Below are 15,560 nucleotides of genomic sequence, written 5' to 3' on the forward strand. Positions count from 1 at the left end.
GATTTTTTTAGATTTTCCTCTTTTTTTCACACCTATTTTTTCTTCAATACTTCCTTTATTACTTCCATTGCTGCTATTGTTCCCTCTGCAACTGCAACAGTTACCTGTCTTACTACTCCAGATCTTATATCTCCAGCTGCATACATTCCATCTACATTAATTTTTAAATTTTCTTTTGTTACAATAAACCCATGATTATCTAAATCAGCTATTGTTCCATACATCTCAGCTTTACTTTTAGTTCCTAGATATAGAAAAGCAAAGGCAGTAGAATAATTTTTTAACTCTCCATCTACTTTTACATCAACACTTTCCACATACTCATTTCCCTTTATCTCTACAAGTTCAGCATTATATATTATCTCAACCTTATCTGAATTAGCAAGAGCATCAAATACCTCTTGATTACATTTTAATTCAGGAGCATTTACAAAAATTCTTATCTTTTTAGCAAACTTTGTAAGGAATAGTGCCTCTTCTGCAACCTCTTCTCCCTGTCCAAATAGAGAGACTTCCATAAACTTTGTAAAAGCACCATCACAAGTTGCACAGTAAGAAACCCCATTTCCTAAAAGTTCCTTTTCTCCCTTAATTTTTTTATTATCACTATTTCCAGTTCCAGTAGCAATAATAACTGTCTTTCCTCTAAAATTTCCCTTATCAGTTTTTACAATCTTGTTTTCTTCTGAATATACATCAAAATCTAACACAGTTGCATCTACAAAATTAGCTCCAAATCTCTCTGTTTGCTCTTTCATTAATTGATATAGATCTTTTCCTGAAATTCCCATAGGAAAACCAGGATAGTTATCTACTTTATGAGCCATTATTAAGCTTCCAGTCTCTTTTTTTTCTATTACTAATGTATTCAGTTTAGCTCTGCTTGTATAAAGTCCTGCTGTTAGCCCTGCTGGACCTCCTCCAACTATTATAACATCATATACCATTTTTGCCTCCTATTAGATTAACCCTTGCATAGATAAAAACTTCTTCTCTTCTCCGATAGTTGTTTCATCACTATGTCCACTATATACTCTTACATCTTCAGGTAGTTCACACAGTTTTCTAAGACTTTTAAATAACATATCTCCACTACTTGTTGGAAGATCATATCTACCATAACTTCTTCTAAACATTGTATCTCCAGAGATTAAAATTTTTGATTCTGGACAGTAGAAACTTTTTGAACCTATTGTATGCCCTGGAGTATCTATAACTACAAACTCTCCAATTTTGTCTCCCTCTTTTACTACATTATAAGTTCCATCATATACAAAATTTCTACCTGTTATATATACCATTAGGTTCAATTCACCCTCTGTTAAAAATGTAGCTTCCTCTTTTCCAATATAAACCTCTGCCTCTGGATACTCCTCTACAATTTTATTAAGTCCTGCTATGTGATCTCCATGCCCATGAGTTAAAACTATATATTTTAATGTAAGTCCATTTGTTTTTATAAAAGTTGTTAATCTATCTATATTTTCTCCACCACAATCAAAAAGATATGCCTCTTTTTTCTCATTCCATGTTAAATAACAATTTGTCATCATCGGTCCTAAATAAAATGTTTTTATATTCATTATTCTTGTTTCCTCCTAACAATTTCTAGTACTATCTATCTTTAATTATACTTTAACTTCATTACTTTTGTCTACTTAATTTATTTTGTAAGATTTACTTAAACATTAAAAATTCATACACTATTTCTCAAATTTGTTGTATAATTTACTGGTAATTAAATTTTTGGAGGTCAAAAAATGAATATTGTTTTACTAACCCCTGAGATTCCATACAATACTGGAAATATAGGTAGAAGTGCTGTTTTAACTAATACAACTCTACATCTTATTAAACCCCTTGGTTTCTCTCTTGATGAGAAGCAATTGAGAAGAGCTGGATTAGATTATTGGCATCTTGTTGATTTAAAAGTTTGGGAATCTTATGAAGATTTTATAGCTGGTAACCCTAATGCAACTATCTACTATGCTACTACTAAGACAAAACAAAGATATAGTGATGTAAAATTTAAAAAAGATGATTTTGTAATGTTTGGACCTGAATCAAGAGGTATCCCTGAGACTATTCTTAATGCAAATAAAGAAAAATGTATAACTATTCCTATGATTGATATGGGACGTTCTCTAAACCTTTCAAATTCTGCTGCAATTATTCTTTATGAAGCACTTAGACAAACAGATTTTGAGTTTGGTGAGTAATATGTTATTTAATAAAATTCATCATGTGGCTATAATAGTTTCTAATTATGAAATATCTAAAAAATTTTATGTTGATACTTTAGGATTTAAAATTTTAAAGGAAACTTATAGAGAAAACAGAGATTCATACAAATTAGATCTTATGATAGGAGATGATTATCAGATAGAGCTTTTCTCTTTCCCTAATCCTCCTAAAAGGGTTGATTCTCCAGAAGCTTCTGGACTTAGACATCTTGCCTTTGAAGTTGACTCTATTGAAAAAATAGTTGAATATCTTAACTCTAAAAATATTGTAACCGAGCCAATAAGAATAGATGATATTACTGGAAAAAAATTCACTTTTTTTAAAGATCCTGATTCTCTGCCATTAGAGATATATGAAAAATAATATTAAAATTAATATGGGGATGATCAAATGAGTGTTGAAAGTGTAAAAAAATTTTTTGAAGATAATAATTTACCACTAAAAGTTGAAGAAACTATTGGAGATACTGCCACTGTAAAAAGTGCTGCTGAAACTTGGGGTATTGAAGAAGATGAAATTGCTAAAACTATGGGATACAAACTAAAAAGTGGAGAGTACATTCTTATTCTTTCTAAAGGAACTGCTCGTCTTGATAATAAAAAATTTAAAGGTATCTTTAAAGAAAAAGCAACTATGATTCCAAAAGATGAAGTTTTAGAAGCCACTGGACACCCTATTGGTGGAGTTTGTCCCTTTGGATTAAAATCACCTTTAAAAGTGTATCTAGACAAAACATTAAAAGAGTTTTCTATTGTTTATCCTGCTGGTGGTTCTGATCACTCAGCTGTAAAAATTAGTGTTGACCTACTAGCAGAAGTTACCAATGGAGAATGGATTGATGTTTGTAAAGATGAAGAAAAATAAAAAAAGAGAGTTCACACTTTGGACTCTCTTTTTTTATAAATCTGTTCACCCTAAAAATGAAAGTTTATAAACTATCATAAGCGTAAGCAATATCATAGCTTGTATAGAATAACTATTCTCCATTCACTTTCCTCCAAATTTATAAAATCCTTTATAATATTATACCATATTTTATTTATCAAGAGTAATTTTTTTTATTATATCTTTTTTTAAATTGATTTTTTATTTTTAATAACTATCTTTCTTTTATTGTTTTATTCTAAAATATTTAAAAGTATTTTTCCATCAAAATAAATTTATTGCTTTTTTTCTAAAAATTTGTAAAATATAAAATAGGTGATATAGTATGAAGAAAATTAAATTTTTTATTATAATTTTTATTATCTCTTTTTCTAATATTTTTGCTGATAATTGGATTGATATTTCAAATATCCATGAATATGATGGATTAATATACCTAAGAAATAGCAATATCCCTTTTACGGGAAAAGTTAAAGATGAAAAAGATAGACTTTATTATAAAGATGGGAAACCAAATGGAAAATGGATTACTTTCTTTCAAAATGGTAATATTAAATCTATTGAAAATTGGCAAGATGGAAAACTTAATGGAAAATATATTATTTATCAAGAAAATGGAAAAAAAGTTATGCAAACTAGATATCTAAATGGAAAGGATAATGGAGAATACTTTCTTTTCCATGAAAATGGTATGCCCCAAGTAAAAGGTAGTTTTAAAAATGGAAAACCTTGTGGAATTTGGAAATACTATAATTCTAGTGGGAAATTAAAAGGTAAAGCAGATTATACTAATTAAATTTTCTGAGATTATTTGACTTTTTTATTGTTTATATATATAATATAAGTGAGGGAGGATTTATTTAAATTATTATTATTTTTTAACAGATATTAAAGGAGGGTTCTGTATGAATCTTGTATTAAGCAAAATTTTTGAAACTTCTGTACTAGTATCTCCTAAAAAAGCTACTCAACTTTGTACTATGATAGCTAAGAAAGTGAAAAATGGTGATGAAGTAGTAATAGATTTTCACGGTATAAAAGCTACCACATTAGCGTTCTTATATGTTTTATTTTCAAATGTAATTAAAGAATGTGGAAAGGATGTTAAAAAAGTTATTTCTGTAATAAATGCTTCTAATGAATTAAAAGAAGAATTTAAATATTTCAAACAAAACTACAAAGATCTTTGTGATAAATTTTCTGATCTAGATGCAGTTTTAGCATAATTAAATAAGTTTACTTTAGCCTTGGAGAAATCCAAGGCTATTTTAATTTAGAATTATATTTACTTAAATATTTATCTATAATATAAATATTTGAATAGTTGCTCATAATAAAAATAGCTCTCTATGATCTCTCATAGAAAGCCATCTTTATATTTAAATACTTTTTTATTTTTCTTCTTTAACAAATCCAAGTTCTTTTGCTAAGTGACAAGCATAGAAATGTCCATTTCCTACTTCTGTTAATTTTGGATCCTCTTGTCTACAAATATCTTTTGCATAAACACATCTTTTTGCAAATCTACATCCTTTTTCAGGATTAATTGGAGATGTAATCTCTCCTTGAAGTTTAATTCTTTCCATTTTCTTGTCTACACTAGCAACTGGTATTGCAGATAATAGAGCTTTAGTATATGGATGAATTGGATTTTTAAATAGAGCTTTTGAAGGTGCTTTTTCAACTAATTGCCCTAGATACATAACAGCTATGTCATCAGAGAAATGTTTAACAACTGATAAGTCGTGTGTTATGAACATATAAGTTAATCCATATTTTTCTTGTAGATCCTTCATTAGGTTTAATACTTGTGCTTGAATAGATACATCTAGAGCTGATACTGGCTCGTCACAAACTATAAATTTAGGGTTTAAAGCAAGTGCTCTAGCTATTCCTATTCTTTGTCTTCTTCCTCCATCTAGTTCGTGAGGATATGTATTAATAAGTCTTTCACTTAATCCAACTGTTTCCATTAATTCTCTTACTTTTTCATCAAGTTCAGCTTTTGATTTACATTTTTTATGAATGATTAATGGTTCAGCAATAATTTCACTTACTGTCATTCTTGGGTTAAGAGATGCAAATGGGTCTTGGAATATGATTTGCATCTTTTGTCTCATTTCAATCATCTGTTGTTTTGAATAATTTCTGATGTTTTCTCCTTCAAAAATTACCTCTCCATCAGTTGCTTCTAGAAGTCTTAAAATAACTCTTCCAGTAGTTGATTTTCCACATCCTGATTCTCCAACTACCCCTAGTGTTTTTCCTTCACAAATTGAAAAATTAACATCATCTACTGCATGTAGAAGTCCCTTTGGAGTATTAAAATATTTCTTTAAATTTTTTACTTCAAGTAAAACTTTATTTTCTGACATTATTTTTTATCCTCCTCTTCTGCTTTAAATTCAACTTGTCCTTCACAAATTAGACATCTTACTTTATGTCCTGGAGCTACTTCAGTAACCTTTGGTACTTGTGTTGCACAAAGTTCTGTTGCATGAGGACATCTAGGATGGAATTTACATCCTGATGGTAAATCTGTCGGATCTGGCATTAAACCTTGAATTGGTTTTAATCTAGTTGCTTCTTCATCTAAGCTTGGAATTGATCCAAATAGTCCATGAGTATATGGATGTTTTGGAGCTAAGTATACATCTCTTAATGTTCCAGATTCTACTATCTCTCCAGCATACATTATAGCTACCTTATCACAAACTTGAGCAACTACTCCAAGGTCGTGTGTTATTAATATCATTGCTGTTTTAAATTTTTCTTTTAAGTCATTCATCAAGTCTAGAACTTGTGCTTGAATAGTAACGTCTAGAGCTGTTGTAGGTTCGTCAGCTATAAGAAGTTTTGGGTTACAAGCAAGTGCAATAGCTATTACAACCCTTTGTTTCATTCCTCCTGAGAATTGGTGAGGATAGTCATTTGCTCTGGCACCTGGTATTCCAACTAGCTCAAGCATCTCTTTAGCTTTTTCAAAAGCTGCTGCATTTCCTATATTTTCATGAATTTCTATAACTTCTGCTATTTGTTCTCCTACTGTCATTACTGGGTTTAATGAAGTCATTGGATCTTGGAAAATCATTGAAATTTGATTTCCTCTTATTTTTCTCATTCCTTCTTCAGATTCTTTTAAAAGATCTTTTCCAGCAAATTCTATACTTCCACTAACAATTTTTCCAGGAGGATTAGGAACTAGTCCCATTATTCCAAGAGCTGAAGTAGTTTTTCCTGCTCCTGTTTCTCCAACAAGTCCTATTGTTTCCCCTTCATTAAGTTCAATATCTAATCCGTTAACTGCAGATACTACTTCATCTTCAGTAACATATTGAATTGTTAAATCTTTTATGTTCAATAATTTATCACTCATTTTCTTCCTCCTGCCTCTATTATTGTTTTAGTCTTGGATCTAAAGCATCTCTAAGTCCATCTCCTAAAAGGTTTAGAGATAGAATAGTTATCATAATTGCTACACCTGGGAATGTTGTTACCCACCATGCATATCTAAGGTATTGTCTACCTCCTGAAAGCATAGATCCCCATTCTGGAGCTGGAGGTTGAATTCCTAGTCCTATAAAACTTAATCCTGCTGTTGATAAAATAGCACTTGCTACTCCTAAAGTTCCTTGTACAATTACAGGAGCTAGTGAGTTAGGGATTATATGTCTAAATATTATTCTAGCATTATTAGCACCAATTGCTCTAGCTGCTTCTACGAACTCTTGGTCTCTAATTGAAAGAACAGAAGCTCTTACTATTCTTGCATATCTAGGTACACTTGAAATACTAATAGCTACCATTAGGTTAATTATACTTGGTCCTAATGCTGATACAATTGCAATTGCTAGTAGAATACTTGGTACTGCTAAGAATACGTCCATTATTCTCATTATTATGTTATCTATTCTTCCACCATAGAATCCTGCTAAAGCTCCTAAGATTCCTCCAAGAATTATAGATATTCCAACTGCAATAATTCCTACTTTTAATGATACTCTTGCACCATGAACAAGTCTTGCAAAAATATCTCTACCAAATTCATCTGTTCCTAACCAGTGCTCTGCACTAGGTCCTTTTAATCTATTTGCTAAGTTTTGCTTAATTACTACTGTATCATAATCTGCAATTACATCTGCAAATAAAGCTAATAAAACTAAAATTACTAATATTCCAAGTCCAACTAAAGCCATTTTGTTCTTTTTAAGCATTCTCCATACTTCTCTCCATTGGCTTCTTTTTTTATTAGTTTGTTTTGTATTTTCTTTAGTTGACATTATTAATCCTCCTTACTACTTATATTGTGACTTAATTCTAGGGTCAACATAAGCATATAGTATATCCACCAATAGATTTACAACACTGAATGTTGCTGCTAAGAATACAACTGCTGCCAATACTGTTGGAGTATCTTTTTGTCTGATTGCATCTACCATTAGTCTTCCAACTCCTGGCCATGAATATACAGACTCAGTTAAAACTGCTCCTCCAAGAAGTCCTCCAAATTGTAATCCTACAACTGTTATTATAGGGATAAGTGCATTTTTTAAAGCATGTTTATTAATAACTACTTTTTCAGCTACCCCTTTAGCTCTTGCTGTTCTAATATAGTCTTGTCTGATTACCTCAAGCATTGAAGAACGAGTCATTCTTGTGATAATAGCTGCTGATCCTACTCCAAGTGTCAATGATGGAAGAATCAAACTCTTAAATCCATCAAATCCTCCTGAAGGAAGTAATCCTAATTTAACAGAGAAAGTAAGGATAAGCATTAATCCTAACCAGAATACTGGCATTGAAACTCCTAGTAATGCTAATACCATACTGAAACTATCTAAGAAAGAGTATTGTCTTGTTGTTGAAATAATTCCAACTGGAATTCCAATACAAACTGAGATAATAATTCCAATTACTGCTAGAATAAGTGTATTTGGGAATCTTGAAAATATCTCTCCAAAAACTTCCCTTCCAGTAGTATATGATCTTCCAAAATCTCCTAATACAGCCTTTCCAACGAATCTAAAATATTGAACTAAGAATGGATCGTTTAATCCCATCTCTTCTCTTAATTTTAAAATTGCTTCTTTAGGTGCATTTTCTCCTAATATTAATTGAGCTGGATCCCCTGGAGTTAATGACATAATTGTAAAAACTAAAAGTGATACTCCTAATAATACAGGAATAAGTAATAAAAGTCTTCTTAATACATATTTATGCATCTTTTAGTACGACACTTTAACTCTTTAAAGTGCTCTCTCCTTTCCTTTAATTTAAATATAACTAACTTAAAATTTATTTATAATTATTTTAAAGGGCTGACTCTAAATATAGATGCAGCCCCTTTTCTATTATTAACTATTTATCAGCATTTTCTTTAAATTTAACTCCATATAATCTATGGTGTCCTGCTGGTCTTTGTTTGAAGTTTTCTACATATTTTTGTAGTCCAACGTTTTGTTCTTTAAATGCTGTTATATAATAAGGTACTTCTTCTTGTGCAATAATTTGTACTTCTCTGTAAAGAGCTTTTCTTTCTTCTTGGTCATTTGAGTTTCTAGCTCTTAATAATAGATCATCAACTTTTGGGTTGTTGTAGAATGCTCTGTTTCCTGCTCCACCAAAACATGAACTATGTAATAGTGGGAATAATCCATAATCAGCATCTCCTGTTACAGATACCCAACCAAGAATATACATTTCATGATCTCCTCTTGAAGTTCCTTCTAAGTAAGCTCCCCATTCAAGAGTTTCAACTTCGATGTCTACTCCAATAGCTCTTAATTGATCTTGAACTATGATAGCTATATCTCTTCTATCTGGATTTTCATTGATCCAAATTTTGCTCTTGAATCCATTTGGATATCCTGCTTCAGCAAGAAGTTGTTTAGCTTTTTCAATATTTACTTCCCAAGCTTTAGCATCATCTGTATGTCCAAATACTTTTGGTCCAATTAATGAGTTAGCTCTTGTTGCTGATCCTTTATATACAGTTTCTATAATGTCATCAACTTTGATAGTCATAGCAATTGCTTGTCTTACTCTTACATCGTTGAAAGGTGCTTTAGCTGTATTAAATCCAATATAGTCGATTCCTAAAGATGGCTCTTCTAAGAATACTAGATTTTTATCTTCTCTTACTCTATCTTTATCCATTCCTTCTAGATCGTAAGCTATATCAATTTCTCCAGTTTCAAGTCCTATAGTTCTATTAGTTGCTTCAGATATTGCTCTGATTATAACATTTTTAATAGGAGTTTCTCCCATGAAATAATCTGGGTTTGCTTCAAGTATGATTCTATCTCCAGAAGCCCAAGATATAAATTTATATGGTCCTGTTCCAACTGGATGTTGCCCATAAGAATCTCCATACTCTTTAACTGCTTTTTCATTAAGAATAGCTGCAGTTGGATGGCTTAAGTGACTTAATAAAGCTCCAAATGGTTGTTTAGTTATTACTTTAACAGTATAATCATCAACTATTTCTACTCTATCTAAAGTTCCTATGATGTGAGAAACTTGAGGTGAGCTCTTCATTCTATCTAAACTAAATTTAACATCTTTTGCTGTTAATGGTTCTCCATTGTGGAATTTAACTCCTTTTCTTAAATGGAAAATTGTTGTTACCCCATCTGGTTGCTCCCAACTTTCTGCTAGAGCTGGAACAACGTTCATATTATCATCTTGATCTACTAATCTATCATATATTTGAACTGTTACTTTAGATGATGGTGCATCGTTTGTTGCATGTGGATCTAAAGATTTAGCATCTGCTCCGTTAGCAACTATTAAAGTATCTCTAACTTCTCCTTTACCTGATTTAGTTTCTTTCTCTCCACCACAAGAAACAAAAAGTAATACTGACAGTACTGCCATAATTAATAGATGTAGCTTCTTCTTCATACTTTTCCTCCTAAAATATTTTGTTTTCATCTTGAAAAAATCGCTTCCAAAATGCTTTTTTTATAAAGTGTCCTTTTATAGTTTTTTATTTTCTAAAAAAACACTCTTTCTATATTAAGGATACAACATTTTTAAAATAAGTAAAGACCCATATCCTTAAATTTTGCATTTTAGAAATTAACACATAAAAAGAATGTACTATTTATTAGGCTTTTAGTCAAATTTATAAAATTTATATGATAGATATAAATTTTATATATGATTAGTTAAGAGAACATTTTATATACATAAATACTATTTTTTTAGCATAATTCCAAAGTATTCTTCCATTTTATTTTGAAAAAAAAATTTAATTTTTTATTTTTTTGAATAAATTTTAGCCGCAATATATGCTGTAACAGGAACAGCTATTAAAATTCCGATACTACCACATAATGCTCTTAAAATTTCCACCACTATCGATTCAAAATTCAATATTCTAATTGAAGGGTATTGATCTTTCTGCATATATATAAATATTGATGTCATTAAACTGCTTCCTATATATGCTAATATAAGAGTATTGATCATAGTTCCTATAATATCACTACCTATCCTCATTCCAGAATAGAATAACTCTTTTCTATGAATATCTCTATTTTTTTCCTTTAACTCGTTTAGTGCTGAAGCTATAGACATTGCCACATCCATAACTGCTCCCATACTTCCTAAAATAACCCCTGCTGATATCATCTCTTTAACCTTTATATTTCCTAACATAGAAGCATAATTTAAAGTCTCTGTTGTTACATATCCTGTTAATCTCATAGTATTCACAAAGGTATATGATAAAGCTCCTGCTATTATTACTCCACCAAAGGATCCTATTATTGCAACTACACCTTTTCTATTAAACCCTGTCATTAAATATATAGTAACTACTGAAGCAAAAAGTGCTACTATAACAGATAATAGTATTGGAGAGTATCCTAAAATTATTCCAGGTAGGAAAATTTTATATATAAATAAGATTACCAATAATAAAGCTATCATTGCTTTAAACCCTTTAAATTTAGCAAGTAATAAAACTATCAGCACAAATATTCCTGTAAGATATAAAATATCCATTCTCTTGTCTATATCTGCTATATAGTATTTTTCATTTCCTTCATCATCTACTTCATAGTATAGTACTACCCTATCTCCCTCTTTTACATTTATATTAAAAGCTTCCTCTCTATAAATTGGAAATTCAACTAAAATTGTATTTCCCTCTCTTGGACCTTCAGCTATAACTACACTATACAGCATTATCTCCTTCAGTTCTTCTACCTCTTCTTCTGGTGAAAGGCAATCTTCTAATTTTAAGATTCTTCCCTTTAGGTATTCTTCTTGAGCTGAAACACTTATAGAAAATATTGAAAATATCATTAATACTACTAATACAAATTTTTTCATAATCCTCTCCTACAATTTCTTTACTCTTCATTAATTAATAGGATACTTCATAATCATTAAAAATTCAATTTATTTTTAATAATTATAAAAAAACGAGGATAAATATCCTCGTTTTTAGCAACTTTAAATAATTATTTTCTGATTCCAAGTCTAGCGATAAGGTTTCTGTATCCTTCAAGATCTTTCTTAGTTAGGTAAGCTAGTAATCTTTTTCTTTGTCCTACCATTTTTAATAATCCTAATCTTGAGTGGAAGTCTTTTTTGTGAACTCTTAGGTGATCTGTTAAGTGATTGATTTTTTCAGTTAATAGAGCGATTTGTACTTCAGTTGATCCAGTATCTCCTTCGAATTTTCCATATTCTTTGATTATTTCTGCTTTACTTCTCATAGCCATTTTTATGTTTCCTCCTAAATCATAATATTATCTAAGCTAAGTAATACGGGGCTAATCGTAAAACTGAGCTCAAATTACATTCATTCTATCATAATTTTTATTAAAAGTAAATAATTATTTTTCCTCTTCTACTTTTTCTTTAATATTTTTTTCTTCTTCTATTTTTTCTACTATCTCTTCTTTTTCAGCTTCTATCTTTTCAGACTCAACTTCTTCACTAGTTTCTACTTTTACCTCTTCACTCTCTTTTGATTTAAAGATATCTTCTCCTCTCATAAGAGCTTCAAAGTCTTCTCTATTTAAAGTTTCTTTCTCTAATAATGCTTTAGCAACTCTATCTAAAGAGTCATAGTTTTCTTGTAACATTTTTATAGTTTCAGCATACATTTCAGAGATAATTCCTCTTATCTCATCATCTACCTCTTTACCAGTAGTATCACTGTAATATTTTTGTTGGAAAAGATCTCCTTCTTTTGTATTATCTAATAACATAGGTCCAAACTTGCTAGTCATTCCAAATCTTGTTACTAGAGCATGAGCTATTGCAGTAGCTCTCTCTATATCATTACTTGCTCCTGTTGTTATGTCATTAAATACAATTTGCTCTGCTGCTCTTCCACCAAATAATACTCTTATATCATCTAAGAACTCACTTTTGAATTTATAGCTTCTCTCCTCTTCTGGAAGTGCCATTGTAAATCCTCCAGCCATTCCCCTAGGTACAATAGTAATCTTATGCACAGGATCTGTATTTGGTAGTAAATAATGCATTAGAGCATGTCCTGCTTCATGGTAAGCAGTTATCAATCTTTCTTTTTCAATTACAACTTTAGATTTTCTTTCTGGTCCTATACTTACTTTTTCAGATGCTTCTTCTAAGTCAGCCATATTGATCTCATCTCTTCCAGCTCTTGCTGCTAAAATAGCTGCCTCATTTAACATATTTGCTAAATCTGCCCCTACAAATCCTGGAGTTTTCTTAGCAATTACAGACAAGTCCACATCTTTAGCTAATTTTTTACCTCTAGCATGAACTTTTAAAATCTCTTCTCTTCCTTTAATATCAGGATTATCAACTACAACTTGTCTATCAAATCTTCCTGGTCTCATTAAAGCTTTATCTAATATTTCAGGTCTGTTTGTCGCTGCTAAAACAATAATTGTTTCATCAGTACCAAATCCATCCATCTCAACAAGAAGTTGGTTCAAAGTTTGTTCTCTTTCATCATTTCCTCCACCTTGACCAGAACCTCTTTTTCTACCTACAGCATCTATCTCATCTATAAATATGATACATGGAGCACTTTTTCTTGCTTTATTAAATAGATCTCTTACTCTTGAAGCTCCAACTCCAACAAACATCTCTACAAACTCAGATCCAGACATGCTGAAAAATGGTACCTTAGCTTCTCCAGCAACAGCTTTAGCTAATAAAGTTTTACCTGTTCCTGGTCCTCCTAATAAAAGTACCCCTTTAGGAATTTTAGCTCCTATCTTTTTAAACTTTTCAGGCTCTTTTAAGAAACTTACAACCTCTTCCAATTCAATTTTAGCCTCTGGAATACCTGCAACATCTGCAAAAGTTACCTTTGAAATCTCTTCTCCATTGTCCTTTGCCTTAGATTTGCCCATATTAAAGATTTGTGGTCCTCCACCACTACCTTTATTCATTCTATTTAGCATAAATACCCATACACCTATAAGAAGTAACATAGGGAACCAAGATACTAATACATTTACAAGGAATGGAAGTTCTTGTGGTGGTAATGAAGCTACTTCTGTTCCATAAGTGTTTAGAACTTTTACCATATTAGGATCATCTCCTAATCTATTAGTAATCATTCTAGCTTTAAATGTTTTTCCCTCTTCTCCTTCAGAAGTTTGTGCTACTTCACCATATACATACCCCTCTTTTTCATTAACCTTTTTTATCTCTGAATTTTCAATTTTTTGAATAAATTGGCTATATCCAATTTCATTACTTGCAGTAGTATTTACATCTTTTAAGAATGATGAACTTGACATTGCTATTGTGATTATAAATAATAGCATTATAAAGGCTTTAAAATTAAATTTTCCACCTAATTTCTTCATCTTTTTTATATTTCTATTTTTTTCATCATCATCATTAGATTTTTGGTTTAAACCATCTCTTAATTTAGATTTTAACTCTTCTTTTCTCTTTTTTATCTCATCATTTTCTTTATCTTCTTTTTTCTCTTCAGTGTTGTCTTTTGCTTTATCTTTTTGTTCTTCAGTAGAGTTATTTTCTTCCTCTATATATAGTACCTTCTCTTCAAATAAATTTTCCTTGCTCAACTAATGCTCCTCCTTATACTCAATTTAATACAGTTGCCCTTTTGTAAGTTTTTATAATTTTCACTTCCCTTTACTCCAGCAATCCATATTATCTCATTTTTAAATATAACTATTGGTATATTTTCTCTCTCTTCCTTAGGAACTTTTTCATTTATAAGTATATCTTTTATTTTTTTATAATTTTTCATTCCCATAGGAACTATTCTATCCCCATCTTTTTTACTTCTAACAAGTAATTCATCTCCGATTTTTAAATTTGTATAGAAATTATTTTTATTATAAACTATCTTATCACTTTCAATAGCCTCAATTATATAATCTCCAAATTTAATCTGACCAGGGATCTTTAAAACTTTTTCTTCAATACCTTCAAATCTTTCTCTATTTTCAATTATACTGAGATAGTTATAATCCTTTCTCAATATATAATTTCCATTTAGAGAAATATCTTTGCTCCCTCCTTTATTTAAAATCTCTTCTATTCCAGATATTTTTTTTCTAGTTACCTCTATATCATAACTATATAAATATTGTAATAATACCTTTCTTAGAAGATATCTGTCTAACTTTTGCAATTTTTCTATAGATAATTTTCCATTTACAAGATAATCCTCTAAATTTATATTTAAAGCTCTATTTACCTCTCTTATCTCTTCAATCAGAGCATACAATCTATCTTTAAATTTAGGATTATATCTTTTTTCTATAAATGGTATTAAATCTAATCTAATACTATTTCTTGTAAACTCATTTTCAAAATTTGTTTTATCTATTCTATACTCTATTCCATTAGAATCTAAATAGTTTACAATATCTTTTTTATAGATTTCAGAAATTGGACGAATATATCTGTCACGTTTAGAAACTATACCTTCTAACCCTTCTAACCCTGCACCACGAACCAATCTAAACATAAATGTTTCTAATTGATCATCTTTATTGTGTGCAAGAGCTATCTTATTAGCTTTCTCTTGAATAAAAATCTCATTAAAAAGATTATATCTAGCTTCTCTACCTGCTTCTTCTAAAGTCAATCCCTCTTTTTTACCTAATGTAGTTATATCTATTTTTCTGCTAAAAACTTTTAATCCTTTTTTCTTTCCATATTCTAAAGAGAATCTCTCATCTCCATCAGAGGCTTCTCCCCTTAAAAGATGATTTATATGAACTAAAATTATTTCAAACTCAATCTCTTCTTTTAATTTCAATAACATCTCTGTTAAAAAAACTGAGTCTGGACCACCAGAAAAACCTACAACTATTCTATCATTTTTTTCAATAAGATTTTCCCTTAAATTCTTCCTTTGAATCCCTTTATATAGCTCCATAAAATCTCCAATCCATTTCCTTAAAATTATAACATACTTCCCTACTTTT

16 protein-coding genes are annotated in these 15,560 nt (G+C 30.2%); 5 read left to right on the plus strand and 11 right to left on the minus strand.

Translation table 11 applies throughout. The features are described 5' to 3' along the window. Nucleotides 1-32 precede the first annotated feature (32 nt). Both I6E31_01300 and I6E31_01305 read right to left on the minus strand, forming a co-directional pair. The gene (locus I6E31_01300; protein ID MCF2638600.1) at nt 33-947 is read right to left on the minus strand and encodes an FAD-dependent oxidoreductase; all 915 of its coding nucleotides are present in this window, start codon (nt 945-947) and stop codon (nt 33-35) included. A gap of 12 nt (nt 948-959) precedes the next feature. Then, nucleotides 960-1,583 carry an MBL fold metallo-hydrolase gene (locus tag I6E31_01305; GenBank protein ID MCF2638601.1) on the minus strand — a complete coding sequence of 208 codons (624 nt, stop codon included), beginning with the start codon at nt 1,581-1,583 and terminating at the stop codon, nt 960-962. A gap of 177 nt (nt 1,584-1,760) precedes the next feature. On the opposite strand from I6E31_01305, the gene I6E31_01310 reads away from it, so the two are divergent. The 5 genes from I6E31_01310 (at nt 1,761) to I6E31_01330 (ending at nt 4,355) form a co-directional block, all read left to right on the plus strand. Further along, the gene (locus I6E31_01310) at nt 1,761-2,219 is read left to right on the plus strand and encodes a tRNA (cytidine(34)-2'-O)-methyltransferase (GenBank protein ID MCF2638602.1); all 459 of its coding nucleotides are present in this window, start codon (nt 1,761-1,763) and stop codon (nt 2,217-2,219) included. Nucleotide 2,220: 1 nt separating this feature from the next. Beyond that, nucleotides 2,221-2,607, plus strand: a complete 387-nt coding sequence (locus I6E31_01315; protein ID MCF2638603.1) for a VOC family protein — start codon at nt 2,221-2,223, stop codon at nt 2,605-2,607. Nucleotides 2,608-2,634: 27 nt separating this feature from the next. Then, nucleotides 2,635-3,108, plus strand: coding sequence for a YbaK/EbsC family protein (locus I6E31_01320; GenBank protein MCF2638604.1), 474 nt, complete (start codon nt 2,635-2,637; stop codon nt 3,106-3,108). Nucleotides 3,109-3,454: 346 nt separating this feature from the next. Next, entirely contained in the window at nt 3,455-3,925 is a 471-nt protein-coding gene (locus tag I6E31_01325) for a toxin-antitoxin system YwqK family antitoxin (GenBank protein MCF2638605.1), read from the plus strand. Nucleotides 3,926-4,034: 109 nt separating this feature from the next. Beyond that, on the plus strand, nt 4,035-4,355 hold the full coding sequence (locus tag I6E31_01330; protein MCF2638606.1) for an STAS-like domain-containing protein: 321 nt from the start codon (nt 4,035-4,037) through the stop codon (nt 4,353-4,355). A gap of 165 nt (nt 4,356-4,520) precedes the next feature. On the opposite strand, the gene I6E31_01335 is transcribed toward I6E31_01330, so the two are convergent. The 9 genes from I6E31_01335 to tilS form a co-directional block, all read right to left on the minus strand. After that, nucleotides 4,521-5,504: an ATP-binding cassette domain-containing protein gene (locus I6E31_01335; protein MCF2638607.1), complete on the minus strand. Its 984-nt coding sequence runs from the start codon at nt 5,502-5,504 to the stop codon at nt 4,521-4,523. Then, nucleotides 5,504-6,505 carry an ABC transporter ATP-binding protein gene (locus I6E31_01340; protein MCF2638608.1) on the minus strand — a complete coding sequence of 334 codons (1,002 nt, stop codon included), beginning with the start codon at nt 6,503-6,505 and terminating at the stop codon, nt 5,504-5,506. Before I6E31_01340 ends, I6E31_01335 begins: the two co-directional genes overlap by 1 nt. 19 nt (nt 6,506-6,524) lie before the next feature. Beyond that, the gene (locus I6E31_01345) at nt 6,525-7,409 is read right to left on the minus strand and encodes an ABC transporter permease (protein ID MCF2638609.1); all 885 of its coding nucleotides are present in this window, start codon (nt 7,407-7,409) and stop codon (nt 6,525-6,527) included. Between the two features lie 15 nt (nt 7,410-7,424). Beyond that, on the minus strand, nt 7,425-8,351 hold the full coding sequence (locus I6E31_01350) for an ABC transporter permease (GenBank protein ID MCF2638610.1): 927 nt from the start codon (nt 8,349-8,351) through the stop codon (nt 7,425-7,427). A gap of 136 nt (nt 8,352-8,487) precedes the next feature. Next, nucleotides 8,488-10,032 (minus strand): glutathione ABC transporter substrate-binding protein, encoded by a 1,545-nt coding sequence (locus I6E31_01355; GenBank protein ID MCF2638611.1) that lies wholly within the window; start codon nt 10,030-10,032, stop codon nt 8,488-8,490. A 357-nt stretch (nt 10,033-10,389) separates the two neighbouring features. Then, the gene (locus tag I6E31_01360; GenBank protein MCF2638612.1) at nt 10,390-11,469 is read right to left on the minus strand and encodes a YibE/F family protein; all 1,080 of its coding nucleotides are present in this window, start codon (nt 11,467-11,469) and stop codon (nt 10,390-10,392) included. Between the two features lie 131 nt (nt 11,470-11,600). Next, nucleotides 11,601-11,858 (minus strand): 30S ribosomal protein S15, encoded by a 258-nt coding sequence (gene rpsO, locus I6E31_01365; GenBank protein ID MCF2638613.1) that lies wholly within the window; start codon nt 11,856-11,858, stop codon nt 11,601-11,603. Nucleotides 11,859-11,978: 120 nt separating this feature from the next. Next, nucleotides 11,979-13,958: an ATP-dependent zinc metalloprotease FtsH gene (gene ftsH, locus I6E31_01370; GenBank protein ID MCF2638614.1), complete on the minus strand. Its 1,980-nt coding sequence runs from the start codon at nt 13,956-13,958 to the stop codon at nt 11,979-11,981. 221 nt (nt 13,959-14,179) lie between these two features. Next, nucleotides 14,180-15,511 carry a tRNA lysidine(34) synthetase TilS gene (gene tilS, locus I6E31_01375; GenBank protein MCF2638615.1) on the minus strand — a complete coding sequence of 444 codons (1,332 nt, stop codon included), beginning with the start codon at nt 15,509-15,511 and terminating at the stop codon, nt 14,180-14,182. Nucleotides 15,512-15,560: the final 49 nt, after the last annotated feature.

Origin of the sequence: Fusobacterium varium (genome assembly GCA_021531615.1) — a bacterium.
Lineage (GTDB): Bacteria > Fusobacteriota > Fusobacteriia > Fusobacteriales > Fusobacteriaceae > Fusobacterium_A > Fusobacterium_A varium_C.